Raw genomic sequence first — 20,059 nt, 5'->3', positions numbered from 1 at the left:
CATCGTCCTGGATATTATCTATCTCGTAGATTCTACTTCGACTACATGAAAATAGATCGCTTGTAAATGTTGAAGTCCGCTACTCTATCTTTAGGATGAATATAGAAAAGTTCCTGCTAAAGAAAGATCGTTTCAGTTGATTTTCCTTGGTACATTGCTGTTAGTTTTGTAAAGAGAGGAAGCCTAATGGATAAAGATAATCTTATGCAAGGGGTGATTCCACCTGAGCCTCCCATTCACGCTCAATCGGGCGTACACGAACTAAAATCCCGATTGGAATGGGGAGAACCTGCTTTTACAATCCTTGACGTGCGCCCTCGAAACGCATATAACGACGGTCATATCATGGGAGCTATGCCCATGCCAATGGAAAATTTAGCAGAACGAGCAAAGTCTTCCATCGCATCGAGCCGCGATATTTACGTTTACGGTGAAACAGACGAGCAAACTGCTGAAGCTGCTCAAAGTCTCCGTGCAGCAGGATTCGAGCATGTGGCAGAACTGAAGGGTGGTTTCCCTGCGTGGAAGGCGATCGCAGGTCCTACGGAAGGAATTGTTGAGTCTCAAGCACCAAAAGATCAGGAAGTATACAATGTTGTAACTCAGCTACAACACCATACGGATACGCAGAAAAACCTTAGAGATAACTAGGTTGCTAGAGGGCAACTTTGAAATTCAATCTTCAAGGTCGAAGCTACTCGCATTAGATCGTAAAAAGAGCGTCAAAGATTAATTTAACTTTGCAAAAAAGTGACTCCCATCTCGGAGTTTTTTCGAGGTGGGATATTTGTCATCTAGCTTTGGGCGATCGCCAATCGTCAATTTTGCGATCGCGGCACTTACAATAAAATGCATTGATGTAATCGATCTAGGAGTCGCGATCGTGCCAGCAGCAGTAGGAGTCATTGAAACTTTGGGTTTTCCAGCAATACTCGCCGCAGCAGATGCAATGGTGAAAGCAGGCGAAGTCACCCTCGTTTACTATGGGATTGCCGAAAAAGGAGAGTTTTTAGTCGCGGTTCGCGGTAAAGTAGCAGAGGTTAACCGATCTGTAGAAGCGGGAATTGCGGCTGCTGAAGAAGTGTTTGGCGCTCAAGTCATCGCTCACTACATCATTCCCAACCCGACAGAAAACATAGAAACGGTATTACCAATTCAATACACTCAAAAAGTAGAACAGTTCCGCACGTTTTAAAGCGACTAGCGATGAAAGTAAGGACGCGATCGCCTGTCAGAGCTTATTGTCAAAATTAGGAATAAATATCTATTGACAAATGAGAGATGACACAAAGTGCTTTCGCTCTGTCAAAATATAGGATGAGCATTTATAGAATGTATTTCTTAAGCTCTATACTTTAAATTCTTGACACGATCTATTTGGGGAGATAGCCAGTGCCACAGGCAGTTGGATCGATTGAAACGAAGGGTTTTCCTGCTGTGTTAGCCGCAGCAGATGCAATGGTTAAAGCCGGAAGAGTCACTTTAGTTGGTTATATTCGAGTTGGTAGCGCTCGTTTTAATGTTAACGTGCGCGGTGATGTCCAAGAAGTCAAAACCGCCGTTGCCGCAGGAATTGAGGCAGTAGAAAATGTATACGGAGGTACGCTTGAATCCTGGGTGATCATTCCGCGCCCACACGAAAACGTAGAAGTCGTACTACCCATCGGCTTTACAGATGAAGTCCAGCGCTTCCGCGACTCGGTGGAACGACCGATTATTCAAAGATAGGGAGCAGGGAGCAGGGAGTAGGGAGCACAGGGGAGCAGAGGAAGCAGAGGAAGCAGAGGAGCTTCAGGGGCAGAGGAGAGATCGGGAGCAATTCTAGCCACCAGCCAAGCCACTCACTACACCCCACACCCTACACCCTACACCCCATTCTTCACTGATAACTAACAACTGTTCCCTACTCCCTCTTCTTGTGACTCGGATTTCAATTATTATTCCAACGTTGAACGAAGCAAGCTGTATTGGACGTACTCTGCGACAGCTAAGCATACTCAGTCCTCCAGCATGGGAGGTGCTAGTTGTCGATGGTGGTAGCGAAGATGGTACGGTTGCGATCGCTCAAGCTGCGGGAGTGCAAGTTTTATTCTGTACTGAACGAGGGCGTGCAATTCAAATGAACCAAGGGGCAAAAGCTGCCAGCGGAGAAGTTCTTTGTTTCATCCATGCCGATACTTGGGTTCCAGACGATCTAGTTGAAATAATCGAGCGGACTTTGGCAGATCCTGGAGTTGCAGGTGGGGGTTTTGTTTCCCTCATGGCAGGTTCCTCCAAAACTCGTTGGTGGATGTCTCTGCACAATTTTCTCAAAACTTATTACGCGCCGTTACTATTTCGTCCCCACTTATTTTTTCAGGGTTTGAGGTTACTATTCGGCGATCAGGCGATTTTCTGTCGTCGAACTGATTTTTGGCAATGTGGTGGCTTCGATCGCACTCTAGCAATTATGGAAGAAGCCGATTTTTGCTTGAAATTAGTGCGGCAAGGGCGCATCCGGCAAGTCAATCGCATCGTCCAAAGTAGCGATCGCCGTGTTGCCCGTTGGGGATTTTGGCAAGCAACAGCAATATATCTATATATCGGTTTTTTGTGGGGGTTTGGTATTTCTCCCACATATTTAAAGCGACTGTATCGGGATATTCGGTAATTTGTTATTTGTCATTTGTTGTTGGTTGACAGTTGACAGTAGACGCTGCACTACACTTCGTGAAGACAGTTGACTGTTTCACTGATAGCTGGTAATTGGTAGTTGGTGAGTGGCTAGTAGCTGGTGGCTGGAATTGCTTCCTTGTCTCCCTTGTCTCCCCCCTCTCCCTTGTCCCTCTTGTCCCCCTCGGTTCTTCGTCCAGTCATAACCATTTCAACTTTGGTAGGGGCTGAGACTAAACCTCGCCTTACGGGATGTACGGGGCGGTTGTTGGCTAGCGAGAGTTCTAAGTTAGATAGGATGGTAGCCAAGGCGAGTTTCATCTCAAACATGGCAAAAGCTGCACCAATACAGCGCCGCACGCCGCCGCCGAAGGGTAAGTACTCGTAAGGAGAAAATTGCCGTTCTAGGAAGCGTTCTGGTTTAAATTGCTTTGGTTCGGGGTACAGGTCTTGGCGTTGATGGGCGAGATAGATGCTACCTACTAATACCGTACCTGGTTCTAACTGTTGCCCTAAAAGAGTAACGGGCGATCGCACGACTCTAGGAAAAGTAAGCATTCCAATCGGATAGATCCGCAGGGTTTCGGAACAGACGGCGTTGAGATAGGGTAGTCGCACGATCGCGTTTTGGTCTGGTGTATCGCCAAGACTTTCAAGTTCTGCCAGCAACTTTTGCCGGACTGCAGGCAGCTTATGAATCCAATATAATGCCCATGTCAAAGCTGTAGCCGTGGTTTCGTGACCTGCAACTAGCAAAGTTATCAACTCATCGCGTAATTCCTCATCTTTCATCGGTTCTCCAGCTTCATCCCGCGCCGCCATCAGTAAGCTGAGGATGTCGGTACGCCCGGGATCGGGATTGGCGCGACGTGCTTCTATTTCAGTTTGGAGGATTTGATTGAGTTGCTGTTTTTGACGCAAAAAGTTCCGCCACGGACTCCACTCACCTAGATCTCGTTGCAAGAAGGGAAAGAATAGTTGGCTGGCTTTAAGAGGCGAGTTCGTTAACTCCAGCATGTCGTAGAGGAGTTTTTCGATCTGTCGATAGGATTCTCCTTCTCTCAAGCCGAAAACAGCCTGCAAAATGACGTTGAAGGAAATGGCTTGCATGGAATCACGCATAGAGAAAGGTTGATTTAGATTCCACTGGCTGATAACTTGTTGGGTAATCTCGGTAATAATGTCACCGTATGCCTTCATCCGATCGCCATGAAAGGGAGGAACCATCAGTTGGCGATGGCGGCGGTGGCGATCGCCACTTTGCATCATGACTCCACAATTTCCTAATAATGGAGTCAGAATTTTGTTCATTTCTCCAGGTGCATCGAACTGCTTGTAAGTATCGTTGGTCAATATCTCCTGTAACAGTTGGGGACTGCTGACATAGACAAGGGGAGAAGAATTTAAACCTACCTTGAGAGTAAACCAGTCACCATAACGTTGAGCGCAAGACTCCATTAAAGCAAAGGGATTAGCAATCCACTGTAACAGTTGAACGAGCGGTGGAGTTTTTGGACCTTGGGGTAGGAACATAATTTCTTGCTCTAACTCTCTTTCTAAATCTCTTTTATTGTTACACCAGCCTTAAGTAGTCAAAATACAGATCCTGCATTACTGAAATAATCTACCGCAAGCAGATGTAGAGTCAACCGCGATCGCCTTAAACTTTCCTAGCGTTTTCTCGTTGGCGATCGCTATGGTGGATATTTATATTCTCGATTTGTTTGTCATTGGGGTGCTGCTGCTAGCAGTTACCCTTGGTTCGGGTTGGATTTCCCGCTTACCTTTTTCTTTTGCCCTCATTTACTTAGTTGTAGGGGTTATTCTCGGTCCCTACGGTTTCAAACTCGTTCAAGTACAACCAAACGCTGAGTTTTTGCAACGACTGACCGAATTTGTCGTAATTGTCTCGGTGTTCAGTTGCGGCTTAAAAATGAACCGTCCCTTACAATTGCGAGCATGGCAAATTACAGCCAGATTGATTGGGTTTCTCATGCCCATTTCAATTGTAGCGCTGGCAGCAGTAGGACATTGGTTACTAGGCATGAATTGGGGTGCAGCCGTGTTACTGGGTGCAATTCTCGCCCCTACAGATCCCGTATTAGCTTCAGAAGTGCAGCTAGCAGACATTGACGATGAGGATGAATTACGTTTTGGTCTGACTTCCGAAGGAGGTTTGAATGACGCACTGGCATTTCCCTTTGTCTATTTTGGATTGCATTTATTCAAAGACCCCAATTTAGATAATTGGTTTAAACAATGGGTAGCCGTGGATTTAATTTGGGCGATCGCATCTGGAATTGTGATGGGAATTGCCGTAGCCAAAGCTATTACTTGGATCGATCGCAAGCTACAAAAACGTCGTCCTGCTGATGTTTTGATGGAGGATTTTGTTGCTCTAGGAACGATTTTGATTACCTATTCCTTGACAGAAATTGTTAACGGTTATGGATTTATTGCCGTATTTGTGGCGGGTTTGGTCGTCCAGCGAAATCACACAGATCCAGAAAAGCGCCATTCCGAATTAGAATTCGTCGAACGAATTGAAAAGTTAATGGAAGTCGGGACAATTCTGTTACTAGGGTCGTTGTTGAGAACGCAACCTATACTGCAATATCTCGGAAATTCTCTGATCGTGGCAGGTTTATTACTCTTTGTCATCCGTCCCGTAGGAGCGTGGATTAGCACGATTGGAACAAATCCTCCGATAGAATGCGATCGCCGTCGCTTGCATCCTGCTAGTCGGTGGTTATTTGGTTGGTTTGGGATTCGCGGTGTTGGTTCTTTGTACTATCTCTTCTACGCTTTTGGTGAAGGTTTAAAAGACAGTGCGGCAGAACAAATTGCCTGGATTACTTTCACGACAATCGCTATTTCTGTAGTTTTACATGGAATTAGTGCCACACCTTTAATGAGTTGGTACGAGCGGAGAATTAGAGGGAGAAGCAGGCGGACAAAACACGCAACTCTCCCCGAACAAAGCGAGTAAATACTGCGTAGAGACGTATCGCGATACGTCTCTACATCCGTGCTATTTTGCTATTTTTTTTAGTAATTCTTTAGTCTTATCTTTGAGACTAGTTTTACCTTCTTGGGCTTGAGAATCGATATTTTTGATATTAGCCTTTAAGTTGGGATCGAGATTTCGATTAGAGTTAGTTCTTGCTTGTTTTGCCTCTTCCATTCTTCCCGTGGCTTCGCTATACTCATATGCCCGCTCGATCTTCTCTTCTGGAGTAGGTTTATATTCTGGAGGGATGAGTTGTGTCTCTTCTAAAGTCGCTGCATAAACTGGTGAATAGCCCGCGATCGCAGTGCCAAAAAAGCCAAGTAAACTCACGAGAAATAACAGTAAAAGCTTTTGCAAAAGCGCTTGTTTTAGATTGGATAAAATCCCACACATGACAGTCTCTCAAAAAGTTTGACGATGAGAGCAGCTTACATTTTCTGCTATATCTCTTCCTTCTACCAAAGGAAGCATAATCCCTTTAAGAAGTCAGAAGTTGTAGGGGCGATCTCAACAAAGATCTCAGATCGATCTGCCCGTACAGAAGTCAAGCGTCAGAAGATTGTCCGGTTGTTCATTCACAGCCATTGCTGCTGAATGTGAATATTACGACTTCCCATAGTTTGTTCAAATAAGTCTGTGGGCAAAGCTTGTTCTATAGTCGAAACTCCTGGGTGCTTGAGCTTGCCTGATAATAAAAGTTGGGCAATACTACCAGTACCGCAGCCAGCAGCGATCGCGGTGTTATCGTGAATCAACGTCGAACAATAACTCGCCTTCTGTCCGTCTTTTAACCCCGTGACTTCGGAACGAATTGCGACTCCAATCCCGCTAAAACGATTTGTTACATCAGTCATATAGTGGCTGACATGGGCTAAAAATTCGATCGCACTGCGCCGTTGCATCCAAGATTTGGGGAAGACATGGGCAGCAATCCAAGTGAGATGATTGTAAAAATCGGGAACGGAACCAAATTTGGTAATTACGGTTTTGACGGGGAAGGCTTCCGGTAAGGTAAAAGCTTCTGGCATATCAAACCAGTAAACGCCAGATTTACCATAAGATGCGGGAAAATCTACGACTTCGCGATCGCTATATGGTTTAATTTCCACCCACTGGCCATCAATCCAAGCGGTGAAAGGCTTCTGTAACCCCAAAAACGTCGTTCGCATGACTGTCACTCCAGCACCCCCAGAACCAGCTACTAAGTAACTGAGGTGGATGCGTTCCGGCTGGTCTAATTTTTCCACTCCCTGACGTACCATGCTGTTTGAGATTCCAGGGAAAACGCCTGTATTGACGATTGCTGTCACTCCAGCAGCTGAAGCCGCTGGAGATAAATCTAAAGCTTTGCGGGTAAAAGATCGATGATCGCTAACATCGAGATAATCTACACCCGTTTCGATACAAGTTTTCAGAACGCTAGCGTCGCGGAAGTGAAAGGGTCCGGCACAATGAATGACGAGATTGGAAGAGGCGATCGCTTCTCTTAATTTGGCTTTGTCTGCTAAGTCTAATGCTAGCGATCGAACTTGTGACCCTAGTTGCTTGCTAACTGTGGTTACTGTATCGGGGTTACGGCTAGTGATGATAATTTCTGCTGATGTATGACTGGCAATGTCTTGGGCTACACTGCTGCCGATTCTTCCCCTGCCACCAAGAATTAAAACTCGATCTGTCATCAATTCAGAATTGTTGCACCTCCTCTATTTGAACAGATTTTATGCCCGCTCTGCCTCGGTAGTAGGGATGAGTTTGGCTTTACCTCTGTCAGCGTCTGCTAAACCAGCTTTTTATCGTTGTCAAAAAACCAGAACGGCGGCGAGGGCGGATACGCGGTGAATTTTGAGGATCTACAGATGGTAGTCGGTTAGCAGCAACAGAAACAGCATTTTTTGTTGGCACAATTTCAGAACCATATTTACGGGCATAAACTTGAGTAAATTCCGCCCCTAAAAAGAAAACTTGGGCAGAATAGTAGATCCAAACTAAGAGAACGGCAAGGGAACTAGCTGCACCAAAGGTCGAACTAACGGCTGCACTACCAAGGTACATACTCAATAACGTTCTGCCAATTGTGAATAAGAAAGCCGTTGTTGCCGCACCAACTAAAACATCTTTCCAGGCAATTTTGACATCAGGTAGGATGACGTAAATCATCGCAAATAATAATGTCATCAAGCTAAAAGAAACGACAAAGTTGAGAATAGATAACCCAGTTGCTAACCCTGGTATCCAACTATTCATAAAGCTGCTAAATGCTGCTAGCGCCGTACTCAAAAATAGGGATAATAACAATAAAACACCAATCCCTAAAACCATACTAAATGAGATCAGGCGGCGGCGAATTAATACCCAGATTCCTTGTCCTGGCTTTGGTACAACTTCCCAAATTGTATTGAGTGCGTCTTGCATTTCGCCAAATAAACCTGTGGCACCTAACAGAAGTGTAGCAAGACCGATCGAAGTGCCAACAATACCCGTTTTGGTTTGATTGACGTTAGCAAGTGCAGTTTGTACGACTGTTGCCCCCGCTTCTCCTACTAAATCTTGAATTTGGGTGACAATTTCTCCTCTAGCAGCTTCTTCACCGAATACTGCACCTGCCACGGCGATCGCAATCATCAGCAGTGGTGCGAGCGAAAATATCGTGTAATATGCTAAGGCTGCTGCTAGCCGCGATGCTTTATCCTGATTCCACTCCTGAAATGTCTCTTTTAATAATTCTCCAACAGATCGCAAGTGCATTGTTTGTCTCTTGTTGGTAGTTGGTCAATTATGCCTACACTTGAACTAAGTCAGTTGAGAGATCTCAACTCCCTAGCAATTCGTAGGCTGAAGAAAATCGCTTTTGTCGCAGTTAAAAAGCAAAATGGTATGGATTTATTGTAATACCAATTCTTGATGACTCCGCCGCAGAAGATCCCCCCAACTCTCCCGATCGAGGGAGCTAGGGGAGATCGGATTTGTGTAACAATAAATAAAATTAGTATGAGCTAGCTACAGTTTTTGTGGCACACAATTTTTTCTACACCTAATTGAGTAGGTATTTTTCTTTAAAGATTTTTATGAATACAATTTAAAATTTAAGTAATTTATTATACAGTAACCGAAGTTTGAGATTCAGTATTGTCAGCTTGGAGAGGAAAAACTAAAAATTTTTCGCGATCGCTCAAACATTTTTGGGCAACCATTTCTGGTAAATTGGGTAAAATTAGCGCTGTTTTTTTGAGAAAGGTACTAGTCCACTTTCTAATCCAATAGTGCTGCATTTGATTGACAATTTCTGCATCGTTGCCAGTAAAAATGAATTCCGCATTCTCATCCATCTGAAAGTATGCCAGACACTCAATTTGTTTGGAGCGAGTAGAATCCCAATATTTTATTGTCGATTTTCTTCCCATGTAAGTACTTGTAAATTTACTTAAATGGTTGAGAGCATTCAATAATTCTAAAACAGTAATTTTTTCTTTTTGTTTGAGCGACACGCTCTGAGTTCCATCGCATACTTGAGAAACTGTCTGTGAAATTGGCTGTGCGATCGCGCGAACGAGAGGAAATTCTTTAGCTAATTTCTGAAATATAGCAATTGTTTGTTCGACATCTTTTTTGAGTACAGTTTTTAGTTGTAAGTTAGCGATCGTTTTAATTGCCGCTAGTCCCATACTCGTCAAAACTAACAAGGTGACTTGCGAACTCACTTTATATGTATAAACGTAATTCGTCTGAATCGGAAATTCAAAAACATCAAATGCATCGGGATTTTTGATGATGTTACGGATAAAATTATGATTGAGAAATTCTTTGACTTGCCATTGTACGGTTTGCTCTTTCAAACATAGGTAAGATCTTGGTTGCTCTTGAATGAGAATAATTCCTAACCCAATTACTCCTGGCAAGTTGAGGAAGTTCTTAATAGTTGTCTCAATCATACAGCCATAATCCTTGTCATATTAGCTTAAATCATCCTTTATTATCGATTCGTCAGTTTGAGTTTACATGCAAGATTTGATAAGATTATACATAAATAAAAAGAGCTTATTTCTTCAGTAAATTCTGAATAGAAAAACCATAACCGATGAGTTTAGCGAGAACTATCTCTGTTCTCAAGGTAGATTTTACTGAAAATCTATCTTATGGTAGTAGCGGTTTCAAGTATGTCAGTAAATACACGGAAAAATATTATTACTTTTATTGAGAAAAATAATAGGGTACGCGATCGGCGCACCCTAACAATTAAGTTTATTGGGTTTCAAACAATCGGACAAATTTTACCTTCATCGCTTCAAGATAAATATTTGCGTGAAGTAGTACTCTCCTTTTGAATTTCTGGCAACACCAATACCAGTTAGGTTGTAACTACCTACGATGTTCCGTTGGTGTCCAGAACTATTTAACCAGCCTTGAACGGCATTGGCAGCAGGATCGGCGTAACCTTGATTATAAGCAACATTTTCTGCCGCTCCTGCGTAGGAGATGACTTTACTAATCTCTTGCACTCTCTGCTGAAAACCATTATGGCTGAAAGGAACTGCACCACTCGCCATATTTTGACTGTGAATTCGAGCTTGATTGCTGATGCTATTATCCCAAGTTAAAGAAGCTAAACCACGTCCTTGGCGATACTGATTAATTCGGTTGAAAACAGTCCGTTCTACGGAAGAAGTATCAGCTTGAGCTACGATGGTTGTATTAGGATTCGGCTTTGCAAGTATGTTTTTCTTAGCGCTCTCTCGATGAAAAGTAGGGATTTTAGCGTTAGCTGCAATTGTTGTTCCAGTGGTAAAAATGACTGAACACAAGGCGATTTTGAACAAAACAGACTGCTTCATGCAATGAATTCCAATGAAAGAATAAACAAGTGAAACTGAAACTTGTCAGGATAAATCGCTGCTAATAGAATTAGCAGACGAATTTATTTTCCAGACTGAACTGTTGCTAAAAGAATTAGCAGATGTACAGTTTAATCTAATGCGGTCACTCTTGAAACTTTTTGCAGAAAGATTTAAAATTAACTGCAAAAATATAGTCTATAAATCTATTCAACTTTATCTCTAATTAGCTAACAAGCGAATTATTACTGAAACTATATATCGAAGTAATTTTACTGAAACCTCAGCTACAGCGATTTTGTTTAAGTGATAAACCGATCGCTGTGTTTGTTGATAGTTAATGGTTAGTGGTTAACTGTTAACAATCGGTATATAGCAATTCTCATTACAATGGGATAAGTTCGTAGGGGCGCACAGCTGTGCGCCCCTACAGATCTTGTATTTTGTCCAATTGAAAAAGGCTATATCATTATTCACAAATCGTTTAGACTTGCTACATAGAAATTTTGAATTATTGACGAATATTGGAGGTTTTATAGCGTATAGCGAGCATGATTCCACCCAAGACTTTTCGGTTAAGATAAGATGCCTCCTAACCCCCCTTGAAAAGTGGGGAACTTAAGGCCCCCTTCTTAAGGGGGTTGGGGGATCTTCAATCTTGCGATTCCAAAATGTAAGAAAAGCGTACGACCACGCGCCCTAAATTATTCTGAAACGGTTTCTTCCTGCAATACCCCTAGCACTCGCGCAATATACTCGCTACGCCATTGTTCCCGTGCCTGCGCTACTGGTTCCTCTGGCTGATACGCTTCAATCTCTGCCAGTGATATAACTTCTTTCGTCGCCAGTAAACGTTCTACAGTATCGAGACGTTCCCGCAAGACAGAAACCTCACCTGTTAACGCGACGATCGCGGACAGCAATTTATCGAGTTGCGGCTCGTCAAAGTAAACGGGGCGTTTGCCCTTAGCTTTTTTCATCCCCATGACTTCCTCCATTTACTTAGTAGCAGCAACAATAAACCAACTACCTCTACTACCTCCTCCTTGTTGGGAATTGTCAGCCGCAGTTTTCCAAGCACCATTGGGAACGAAGGTTTGTATGACTCGATCTGCTGCAAATCCAGCTTCAGTCATAACGGCTGTCAAGTCCAACTCCCGCATGGCACTCCAAAAAGGTTCGTTGTTGTTAGCAGTTTCCCAGTCGTATATGAAAGCGCTAAAGGCATCCATGTGGCTGTACAAAGGTGCTTCTACGTGGATCGTCATCCCCCCAGGAGCCAACAGGCGATCGCATTCTCGCATCACGTTACGGATGGCTGGAAGGGGAATTTCATGCAGCAGGATGTGAGAAACTACCAGGTCAAAGGAAGCAGCTTCAAAATGAGTCCGTTCGGCATTTTGTTGAGAAAAATGGACTCGTTTGCCTAAAGCTTCTGCCCTAGCGTGAGCGTAGCGTAGCATTGGTGCGCCAATATCGATCGCGTAGACTTCGGCTTCTGGATAGGCATCGACATAGGGTAAAGTACTGTGACCGACAGAACAACCCAAATCGAGAATTTTTGCGGGTCGAAAGTCGGGATATTTTGGTTTCAGGTAGTTTTTGACAATGGACAAGCCCATATCATCGTTGAGCGGACCTAACCATCCTGCACCGTAAATATAAACACCGCGATCGTAGGTCGCCCCAGCCGCCAGATCGTCTGTTGTATATTCGCTGTGATAGCTACCAGGCATACAGTGGATATCGACAGCAGTTTGGTAAGCAGGAATTTTGAAATCGGGGTCTAGGGTCAGCGTACCTAATTGGCGATCGCTCTGTTTTGCCCGTTCGATCAGTTCTGGTAGTTGTCGTTCTACACTGGTATTGACCGCATCCCACAACATTTCCTGGTTGATGCGCCGCAAGGCACTCCACCAACGATAATGAGGGTGTCCTTGCATCGCAGTGCGGATTTCGTGACGGTTTTGGGGCGATCGCTGGTGTTCTCGTTCAAATTGGGGCTTGACAACTTGCTCGTATACTCTTTTATTGCCGGGACTGAGATTTTTAACGATGTGTAGTTTCAGGCTTTTTACAAAGTTTTGTCGCGCCAGCTCATCATGAGTGGCTTGCGGTAGCATCGAGTGTTGGAATTGCCGATCCATGTTTCCACCTCTTGAATCAGTTGGAAGTCGGAAGTTATTGATAACTTCAGATTGACTTATCTGACATTTTGCAGGTATATCATAAAGATCTACCTGCTCTAGGTGGTTGTTTTCGGAAAGTATTGCTAATTGTTAGTTACTAATCGCCAATCATTTTTAGGTACTTAGCAACGGTTTGTACGTCTTTGTCACCGCGTCCCGAACAGTTAATCACAATGCGGGGGCTACCGTCTAGCTGCGGACAAAGGATATCGAGATAGGAGATCGCATGGGCGGTTTCTAGAGCGGGAATAATCCCTTCTAACTGCGAGAGACGCTGCAATCCTGCGATCGCTTCCTCATCGGTAATGCTGTAATATTCTGCCCTACCAATCTCTTTTAAAAAAGAATGCTCTGGACCCACACCAGGATAATCTAATCCCGCACTGATCGAGTGTGCCTCAATTACCTGTCCGTCTTCGTCCTGCAACAAGTAACTCATCGCTCCATGCAGTACCCCAACTCTACCTTTGGTTAAAGTCGCGGCGTGTTTTTCCGTAGTGACTCCTTCTCCGGCGGCTTCAACACCAATGAGTCTGACGGTTGGCTCGTTGACAAATTCGTGAAACAGCCCCATGGCATTAGAACCACCACCTACACAAGCCAGCAAAATATCTGGTAAGCCACCCCATTTTTCCATTGCTTGGACGCGGGTTTCTTGACCGATCGCAGCTTGAAAGTCTCGGACAATTGTTGGGTAAGGATGGGGACCAGCTACAGAACCGAGGATGTAATGGGTTGTTTCTACGTTCGTCACCCAGTCCCGAATGGCTTCCGAAGTGGCATCTTTGAGCGTCCCCGTACCAGCTGCTACAGGTTGTACCTCTGCCCCCATCAAGCGCATCCGAAACACATTGAGGCTTTGGCGTTCCATGTCTTGTACGCCCATGTAGATGACGCATTTTAGCCCGAACCGAGCGCAGACGGTAGCTGTAGCAACGCCGTGCTGTCCCGCCCCTGTCTCGGCAATGATGCGTTGTTTGCCCATCCGCTTCGCCAGCAAAACTTGTGCTAAGGCGTTGTTAATCTTGTGAGCGCCCGTATGATTTAAATCTTCTCGTTTTAGGTAGATTTGCGCCCCCGTGCCATCTGGACGGGCGTAGTGGGCTGTGAGGCGTTCGGCAAAGTAGAGGGGGGTGGCTCGTCCTACGTAGTCACGGAGGAGATTTTGCAGTTCTTGTTGAAAGTCTGGGTCGTGTCGATATTTTTGGTACGCTGCTTCTAACTCGCTTAGTGCAGGCATCAGCGTTTCTGGTACGTATTTTCCGCCAAAACGTCCAAATCGTCCAAAAGAGTCAGGACGTTGTGTAGATGGTTGGGAGTTGGGGGAGATCGGTGTAAGTGTCACGATACCTGCGGAGAATGACGATACTCCCATCATTATATAAGTTTGAGGAAATAGGTTTGAGGGTAGTTAAGAAGAAGAGGGCAATAACGTCAACAATAAAGTATAAGCTCCCGCGCCGAGGGCAAATGCCCAAAAGCGGCTTTCTCTTTCGACTGGTAGTTCTTCCTTCAAAACATTGAGAATAATTCCACCAGCAAGGAAAGCAAACATAAGTGCGATCGCCGTGCGGTCAACTCCCATGCCGCCACTACCAAGCGTCCACCCCACAATCACTGCTGTTGCTAATACCCAGCGACCAATACCGTTATAAATAAACTTGTGATGTTCTCGCAAGCCATAATCGTTGACTGCAAAATGCAATGCCATTGCTAAAGCAAATTGCAGCATCCCAATCGCATCATTATCATCGCGATTGAGCAGTAAGTAGCCAATGAGGGTATTGTAAAAACCGTAAACAATGATGTGCAACCAGAAGACGCTCGCTGCCGTTACATCTCCTCTGCTCTCTTTGTGGTTGTAACGACGTGATGCGATCGCCGCCCGATCCAAGCCATAAAATATCGCTAAACCCAAAAGCGCGACTACGTATATATGGTATCTCCAAAAAGCCAGCCATCCACCTACAACTTCTCGAATGACTGCTTGTGCCTCGCCTAATTCTGGCAAAATATGAACGAATACATAAGCCATCGAAGCCCCACTGCTGGCAGATAACCATATGCTACGCGGATTCGCGCTCAGAAATCGCAGCCTACCAGCAAACAATTGCACTAATGCTAGTGCAACTGCCACAATCAGGGAAAGCTCGAACAGAAATCCAGGTAAGAGCATTATTCACGATTGATGATTGGCGAGCGGTATTCGATGGCTGATGAGCGTACCTCCCTGTTTGCAATCTAATGTTATGTGGCTATAACGATTTAATTTATACCTTAGAACAGATATGCAACTAAATTTATAGCAAATAGTAATATGTATCAATTCGGTCTGAGCCAGCAACTTATCGTTGTAGCGGTTAACAGTTAACAGTTAACCGTCACAAACTCTATGGGCGATCGCGCCGACTGGCGCACTGCGCAAGGGTCTCCTATCGAGCGCTCAGTTCAAGCACTAATCTGCGGTCGCTGCTCGTAACAGACAATAAAATGATTCTTGCTATCAATCTCAATTTTTCCTTCCGCCTGTAATTTGCCTAACATGCGCGTGATCGTAACTCTGGTGGTCGAGCAAGCAGCAGCAAGATCGCTATGAGTTAGACGAATGCCCAAACGAATGCCTCGCTCTGTAGGTTGACCGATTTGCTTAGCTAGTAATAGCAGCAAATGATGTAAGCGGCTCTTGGCATGGCGCTTGCCAGAAATTGCTAAAAGAGCTGTTGTTTGCTGTAGCCGTTGGTTAATTTTAGGTAATAATTTTTGGGCGAGATCGGAATTTGCTGCTAACTCCGACCAAGAAAAACAGGTCAGTTCAACTTCAGTTAATGCTGTGGCTTCACAAAGTCCGAAAGCATCTATATCTAAAGCATTGAATGGCGAACCAGCGCCTGCCAAACCCAGTAGCACCTCCTCGCCTGTCTCGCAAGCTATTGCCAACTTGACAATCCCGCGACACACTAACCAAACGGTCTCTGGTCTGAGTCGGATCGTTTCCCCTTTCAAATAGATCTGTTTTTGACTAAGATCTAGCTCGTCGATGGGTATATCTATATTTTGGTTTTGTGGCTCAAGTGTGTCAGATAGATACAAATGTCGATTGGGATCGCCAATCTCGCGCAGCGATAGCAGGATAGTCGTAGGCTGACCCGTTTTCTCGCAGTTAGACATACTTGCCACAACTGCTACTTTTACAGGCTGGCGATCGCGAGGACAAAGGTGCATCGTCCATTCCTGCGATTCTTCCATACCTTGTAACTCATTGAATTTGTACCAAAATATTTCCCGGTCTTCGGCACTAAGAAAGGTAGTCAGCGGTTTTCCGCTTAAAAAGCGCTGCGATACATTCAAAAGCTTAGCAGTCGCCTGGTTCACTTCTCGAATCGTGCCTGAGAGATCGACGATCGCATAGCTATCCGGTGCCAGTTCAAATAAATCTTTGTAGCGCCTGCGTTCTTCCTCTAAAGCTCTACGCATCGCTAAAAGTTCTGCATTCTGCCGATGTAGTTCTTCCAGAGTGACTTGAATCTCTTCCGAGGCAACACCAAGTTCCTTAAGTGCTGTGGGTAACAGGTCTGGTTGAAGCTGCGGACAATCTACATCATGAAGCAGCAGGTCCAACCGTCCTTGCATGGACTGGATTTGCTGGACGAAATTATCTGTCAACATGCACTCTACCTCTACACGAAATTGTTAGCGAGCGACGATTGGCTGTCAATGAGTCAGTTGTCATTGCTTTGCTTCAGAGTGACAGATTCCCAAGCTAGCGGCATCTATCAAAAGGTAAGTACATTCGTCAAGCTAAAGTCATCTATAAAAAGGTAGAATTTTTTCCCTACATGCAACGTCTCTACACTACTCCCTGCTCCCTGCTCCCTGCTCCCTGCTCCCTGTAAACTGCAAACAGCGAGCCGTTCCATCATCGCTAAAACGTTGCTGACCGACTCCCACCACTTCGACAACGACTTCTCGCGCTGCTGGTGTCCATTGTCCCTGTCGCGCGTCAATCTCAATGATTGTTTCTTCTCCTACTGTATTGACACGATAGGTAGTGGTTGACCAGACACCTTGACGATAATCAAAGCTAAGTCCGTCATCTTCGTACATCGTCCATTCTCCCTGTCCTACCCAAACGCGCAGTGTGAGAGAATTGCACGGGTTTTCATCAACAAACTGTACTACGGGCTGCATGGGAATGACTGTCCCAGACCGTACGTAGAGAGGCATTTTTTCCAATGGTGCGCGTGCCAGGATATGAGTTGGTCCCGCGAACGCCTCCCCCGTCCACCAGTCGTACCAAGTCCCGACAGGTATGTATACCGCACGATGTTCTATCCCAGGACGATAAATTGGTGCAGCCATCAGACCAGCACCCAGCAAGACTTGGTCGTAGAGGTTGTAAGTCGTGGGGTCTTGAGGAAAATGGTAGAGTAGAGGGCGAAGAATCGGCGCTCCGGTGGTAGCAGCTTCCCAGAACAACGTGTAAATGTATGGTAAAAGCTGGTAGCGCAGATTAATATACTTGCGACAGATTTGTTCGACGCGATCGCCAAAAACCCAAGGTTCGTGACGAGCAGTTGTCATTGCCGAGTGACCGCGCATGAGGGGGTAGAGCATTCCAACTTGCATCCAACGGGCGAACAGTTCTGCTGTAGCATTGCCAGCAAAACCACCAATGTCGCAACCGACAAAGGCTACACCCGACAACCCCATATTGCACAGCATTGGGAGGGACATTTCCAAATGCTCCCACACCGACTGGTTATCTCCCATCCATACCGACGACCACTTTTGTACGCCAGCGTAACCCGAACGAGTCAAGACGAACGATCGCTCGTTGGAACGCAATTTTTCCAGCGCCTCAGCACTTGCTCGTGCCATCATCAATCCGTAAAGGTTATGAACTTCGGCGTGAGTTGTGACTGGGTAATGGGTAATGGGTAATTGGTAATTGGTAATTGCTCCTCTGCTCCCCTGCCCCTCTGCCCCTCTGCCCCTCTGCCCCTCTGCTCTCTTCTCCCCTGCTCCCTGCGGTGCATCTAGCGGAAACCAGATATGCTTACCGTCGTCACCAAAGGGGCGATCGGCGATCGCGGGTTCGTTCATGTCGTTCCAAATTCCGGCTACACCAATACTGGTAAGGCTTTCGTGTAAGTTTCCCCACCATTGCCTGACTTCAGGACGCAAGAAATCGGGAAATAAGGCTTTATCGGGCCAGACGTAGCCATGAAATAACTGTCCGTCTGCTTTACGGACGAAATAATCTTTGTCTATCCCTTGGTCGAAAACATGATAATTTGCTTCCGGTTCGTACTTTACCCCAGGGTCAATAATTGTTATCGTCTTAAATCCATCCTCGGCTAGTTCCCGCAGTAGCTTCTCTGGATGGGGAAACCGTTGAGGACTCCAAGTAAAGACTCGATAACCGCGCATGTAGTCGATATCTAAATGAATTACATCGCAGGGAATGCGGCGGCGGCGAAATTCTTGGGCAAGTTCGCGTACTACTGTTTCTGAATCGTAACTCCAGCGACACTGATGGTATCCCAAAGCCCAACGAGGTGGTAGGGGCATTCTGCCTGTTAGCTGCGTGTAGCTACCTAAAATCGTGGCTGGATCGGGACCGTAAATGATGTAGTAATCTAGGGGCGGTGTCTGCATTCCCGCTAAGCTGCGGGTTTCCATGCTCCAAGTTCCAGGTTGAGCTGCGCCAATGTCAAACTGACTCCAAAAAGTCGTGTTGAAAAAGATGCCATAGCCGACTTCTGGACGCAAAGCTATAAAAAATGGAATTGCCTGATACATCTCATCCGTCAGCGAGTTGTAGTCTAAAGCATCTAGCGTCCAATTTGTCTTAACTTCGCTTAATTTATCTAAAAAGCCCGTGCGTTCGCCAAAACCATAAAAATGCTCGTCAGCCTCAATTTGTTTCCAGGCGGCGGTTGCACCCATGCGCCAACCCATACCCATTTCGGCATCTTTGGCAAAGGGGCGATCGCAATTGTCCAAGCAAGTCAGGCGACAAGGTTGGCGTTGGACGACAATTCGCAGCCGATCCGTTTTAATTTCTACCGTGTCAGGTGTTTCTACAACTTCAAAGGGAACGGGCGATCGCTCTATATCTTCGTCTCCTACGACTGCCCAAGGGCGCTGGGGAAAGAATTCGCCGTGAGGGGCTAAACGCACGCGAATGAGATGAGCATCGATAACGCTAATTAATACAGAAGACTCCCCGCAATCCAACTGGACAGCGCGATCGCTTTGCGATACTGCCTCCACTGCGCCTACAGTTACCCACGGTTGGTCAGTCGTTGGCAGTTGTCCAAAATATTGCGGCATAAACCTTTCCCCAAATCGCGCATTTACAGCAGGAATTCTATCCCCACAGTCAATTTTCCCGTATCTACACAAACGTAGATTTTCCACGGGGAACGGGGAGCAGGGAGCAGGGAGCGCACGAGCAGGGGGCAGGGAGGAGACAAGGGAGAGGGGGGAGAAAACACCAACTACCAATTACCCATTACCCATTACCATCACTGCTGACTTTTGACTTTTGATTGATTTGCTAGGGGTTGCTAAATTAGAGTAAAGTAAACAAATGTAAAAAAACGCGACTTAATTATAATAATTCTTACGACAGTAGCGATTTTGAGACTTTGATCCACAACTTATAATTGCCCATGCAGCGTTCATTTTGGCGAAAAATCTCGGTTTTAGTAACAACATTTTTTCTGGCAGGGTTGGTTTGGATGATGCAACCATCAGCAGCCCTAGCTTATGACAATCCAGAACTGCTACCCGATCGCCCTACCCCCGTCATTGACCTAGCAAAGACTTTTACCGATATTCAGGAAGAACAACTCGTAGCAGATTTAGATAAATTTGCCGCTGACACTGGTTGGAAACTGCGAGTTTTAACTCAGTACGATCGCACTCCCGGTAGAGCGGTGATTAACTTTTGGGGTTTAGATGACAAAAGTATTCTTCTAGTTGCCGACTCTCGCGGTGGTAACATCCTCAGTTTTAGCGTTGGCGACGCAGTTTACGAACTTCTCCCCCGCACATTTTGGATCGAACTACAAACCCGCTTTGGTAATTTGTACTACGTGCGAGAACATGGGGAAGACCGCGCCATTCTTGGAGCTTTAGAATCCGTTGAAAGCTGTTTAGTCAAAGGCGGTTGTAACGTCGTTCCAGGTCTACCAAGAGAACAGTGGATTCTCACCCTAATCACATCAACACTGGGAGGCGTAATTTGTGGTTTTGCCGCTCAACCCCGTCGTCCAGGACAAGCTCTAGCTTGGCAGTGGGCTTTGATTTTCTCGCCGTTGTGGGGCATATTATTCATTGCTTTCGGCATTGGACCAGTTGTCACGCGCACT

The 20,059-nt window shown here is 45.6% G+C and carries 18 protein-coding genes; 6 read left to right on the top strand and 12 right to left on the bottom strand.

The features are described from left to right. Window positions 1-186: 186 nt before the first annotated feature. The 4 genes from ACRC32_RS04905 (at window position 187) to ACRC32_RS04890 (ending at window position 2,650) form a co-directional block, all read left to right on the top strand. Window positions 187-651 (top strand): rhodanese-like domain-containing protein, encoded by a 465-nt coding sequence (locus tag ACRC32_RS04905; protein ID WP_438552935.1) that lies wholly within the window; start codon window positions 187-189, stop codon window positions 649-651. A 232-nt stretch (window positions 652-883) separates the two neighbouring features. Next, window positions 884-1,195: a carbon dioxide-concentrating mechanism protein CcmK gene (locus ACRC32_RS04900; RefSeq protein WP_041462378.1), complete on the top strand. Its 312-nt coding sequence runs from the start codon at window positions 884-886 to the stop codon at window positions 1,193-1,195. A 197-nt stretch (window positions 1,196-1,392) separates the two neighbouring features. Then, window positions 1,393-1,728, top strand: coding sequence for a carbon dioxide-concentrating mechanism protein CcmK (locus tag ACRC32_RS04895; RefSeq protein WP_015153324.1), 336 nt, complete (start codon window positions 1,393-1,395; stop codon window positions 1,726-1,728). Between the two features lie 190 nt (window positions 1,729-1,918). Further along, window positions 1,919-2,650 carry a TIGR04283 family arsenosugar biosynthesis glycosyltransferase gene (locus ACRC32_RS04890; protein WP_438552934.1) on the top strand — a complete coding sequence of 244 codons (732 nt, stop codon included), beginning with the start codon at window positions 1,919-1,921 and terminating at the stop codon, window positions 2,648-2,650. A gap of 113 nt (window positions 2,651-2,763) precedes the next feature. Here ACRC32_RS04890 and ACRC32_RS04885 read toward each other — a convergent pair whose 3' ends face one another. Further along, complete coding sequence (locus tag ACRC32_RS04885; RefSeq protein ID WP_438552933.1) at window positions 2,764-4,185, bottom strand: cytochrome P450; 1,422 nt, start codon at window positions 4,183-4,185, stop codon at window positions 2,764-2,766. Between the two features lie 163 nt (window positions 4,186-4,348). Between ACRC32_RS04885 and ACRC32_RS04880 the strand changes: the two genes are divergently transcribed. After that, window positions 4,349-5,641, top strand: a complete 1,293-nt coding sequence (locus ACRC32_RS04880) for a cation:proton antiporter (RefSeq protein ID WP_438552932.1) — start codon at window positions 4,349-4,351, stop codon at window positions 5,639-5,641. A gap of 42 nt (window positions 5,642-5,683) precedes the next feature. On the opposite strand, the gene ACRC32_RS04875 is transcribed toward ACRC32_RS04880, so the two are convergent. The 11 genes from ACRC32_RS04875 to ACRC32_RS04825 all read right to left on the bottom strand — a co-directional run bounded on the left by ACRC32_RS04875 (window position 5,684) and on the right by ACRC32_RS04825 (window position 19,016). Then, window positions 5,684-6,055, bottom strand: a complete 372-nt coding sequence (locus ACRC32_RS04875) for a hypothetical protein (protein ID WP_438552931.1) — start codon at window positions 6,053-6,055, stop codon at window positions 5,684-5,686. A gap of 182 nt (window positions 6,056-6,237) precedes the next feature. Beyond that, window positions 6,238-7,341, bottom strand: a complete 1,104-nt coding sequence (locus ACRC32_RS04870; RefSeq protein ID WP_438552930.1) for a saccharopine dehydrogenase family protein — start codon at window positions 7,339-7,341, stop codon at window positions 6,238-6,240. A gap of 88 nt (window positions 7,342-7,429) precedes the next feature. Continuing rightward, window positions 7,430-8,407, bottom strand: a complete 978-nt coding sequence (locus tag ACRC32_RS04865) for a YihY/virulence factor BrkB family protein (RefSeq protein ID WP_438552929.1) — start codon at window positions 8,405-8,407, stop codon at window positions 7,430-7,432. A 350-nt stretch (window positions 8,408-8,757) separates the two neighbouring features. Continuing rightward, entirely contained in the window at window positions 8,758-9,591 is an 834-nt protein-coding gene (locus ACRC32_RS04860; protein WP_438552928.1) for a hypothetical protein, read from the bottom strand. Between the two features lie 345 nt (window positions 9,592-9,936). Continuing rightward, entirely contained in the window at window positions 9,937-10,491 is a 555-nt protein-coding gene (locus tag ACRC32_RS04855) for a CAP domain-containing protein (protein WP_438552927.1), read from the bottom strand. A gap of 704 nt (window positions 10,492-11,195) precedes the next feature. Then, window positions 11,196-11,477, bottom strand: a complete 282-nt coding sequence (locus tag ACRC32_RS04850) for a hypothetical protein (protein ID WP_438552926.1) — start codon at window positions 11,475-11,477, stop codon at window positions 11,196-11,198. A gap of 12 nt (window positions 11,478-11,489) precedes the next feature. After that, on the bottom strand, window positions 11,490-12,638 hold the full coding sequence (locus ACRC32_RS04845; RefSeq protein ID WP_438552925.1) for a methyltransferase domain-containing protein: 1,149 nt from the start codon (window positions 12,636-12,638) through the stop codon (window positions 11,490-11,492). Between the two features lie 139 nt (window positions 12,639-12,777). Continuing rightward, window positions 12,778-14,025 (bottom strand): tryptophan synthase subunit beta, encoded by a 1,248-nt coding sequence (trpB, locus tag ACRC32_RS04840; protein WP_438552924.1) that lies wholly within the window; start codon window positions 14,023-14,025, stop codon window positions 12,778-12,780. 66 nt (window positions 14,026-14,091) lie between these two features. Continuing rightward, window positions 14,092-14,856: a hypothetical protein gene (locus ACRC32_RS04835; RefSeq protein ID WP_438552923.1), complete on the bottom strand. Its 765-nt coding sequence runs from the start codon at window positions 14,854-14,856 to the stop codon at window positions 14,092-14,094. A 272-nt stretch (window positions 14,857-15,128) separates the two neighbouring features. Next, the gene (locus ACRC32_RS04830) at window positions 15,129-16,346 is read right to left on the bottom strand and encodes a helix-turn-helix domain-containing protein (RefSeq protein ID WP_438552922.1); all 1,218 of its coding nucleotides are present in this window, start codon (window positions 16,344-16,346) and stop codon (window positions 15,129-15,131) included. A 186-nt stretch (window positions 16,347-16,532) separates the two neighbouring features. Continuing rightward, the gene (locus tag ACRC32_RS04825) at window positions 16,533-19,016 is read right to left on the bottom strand and encodes a glycoside hydrolase family 31 protein (protein WP_438552921.1); all 2,484 of its coding nucleotides are present in this window, start codon (window positions 19,014-19,016) and stop codon (window positions 16,533-16,535) included. A gap of 341 nt (window positions 19,017-19,357) precedes the next feature. Here ACRC32_RS04825 and ACRC32_RS04820 point away from each other — a divergent pair. Next, the coding region (locus ACRC32_RS04820; RefSeq protein ID WP_438552920.1) for a TPM domain-containing protein at window positions 19,358-20,059 on the top strand (702 nt) is incomplete at its 3' end.

Origin of the sequence: Chroococcidiopsis sp. (assembly GCF_051657925.1) — a bacterium.
Taxonomy (GTDB): domain Bacteria; phylum Cyanobacteriota; class Cyanobacteriia; order Cyanobacteriales; family Chroococcidiopsidaceae; genus Chroococcidiopsis.
The sequence above is the reverse complement of the archived record's forward strand: the minus strand, read 5'-3'. Positions and strand labels throughout refer to the sequence as shown.

Excerpts from the sequence above, each read along its gene's own strand:
- ACRC32_RS04880 (WP_438552932.1), top strand. The coding sequence starts at position 4,349 with ATGGTGGATATTTATATTCTCGATTTGTTTGTCATTGGGGTGCTGCTG.
- ACRC32_RS04825 (WP_438552921.1), bottom strand. The coding sequence starts at position 19,016 with ATGCCGCAATATTTTGGACAACTGCCAACGACTGACCAACCGTGGGTA.
- ACRC32_RS04885 (WP_438552933.1), bottom strand. The coding sequence starts at position 4,185 with ATGTTCCTACCCCAAGGTCCAAAAACTCCACCGCTCGTTCAACTGTTA.
- ACRC32_RS04855 (WP_438552927.1), bottom strand. The coding sequence starts at position 10,491 with ATGAAGCAGTCTGTTTTGTTCAAAATCGCCTTGTGTTCAGTCATTTTT.
- ACRC32_RS04865 (WP_438552929.1), bottom strand. The coding sequence starts at position 8,407 with ATGCACTTGCGATCTGTTGGAGAATTATTAAAAGAGACATTTCAGGAG.
- ACRC32_RS04845 (WP_438552925.1), bottom strand. The coding sequence starts at position 12,638 with ATGGATCGGCAATTCCAACACTCGATGCTACCGCAAGCCACTCATGAT.
- ACRC32_RS04830 (WP_438552922.1), bottom strand. The coding sequence starts at position 16,346 with ATGTTGACAGATAATTTCGTCCAGCAAATCCAGTCCATGCAAGGACGG.
- ACRC32_RS04835 (WP_438552923.1), bottom strand. The coding sequence starts at position 14,856 with ATGCTCTTACCTGGATTTCTGTTCGAGCTTTCCCTGATTGTGGCAGTT.
- ACRC32_RS04875 (WP_438552931.1), bottom strand. The coding sequence starts at position 6,055 with ATGTGTGGGATTTTATCCAATCTAAAACAAGCGCTTTTGCAAAAGCTT.
- ACRC32_RS04870 (WP_438552930.1), bottom strand. The coding sequence starts at position 7,341 with ATGACAGATCGAGTTTTAATTCTTGGTGGCAGGGGAAGAATCGGCAGC.
- ACRC32_RS04850 (WP_438552926.1), bottom strand. The coding sequence starts at position 11,477 with ATGGGGATGAAAAAAGCTAAGGGCAAACGCCCCGTTTACTTTGACGAG.
- ACRC32_RS04860 (WP_438552928.1), bottom strand. The coding sequence starts at position 9,591 with ATGATTGAGACAACTATTAAGAACTTCCTCAACTTGCCAGGAGTAATT.
- ACRC32_RS04905 (WP_438552935.1), top strand. The coding sequence starts at position 187 with ATGGATAAAGATAATCTTATGCAAGGGGTGATTCCACCTGAGCCTCCC.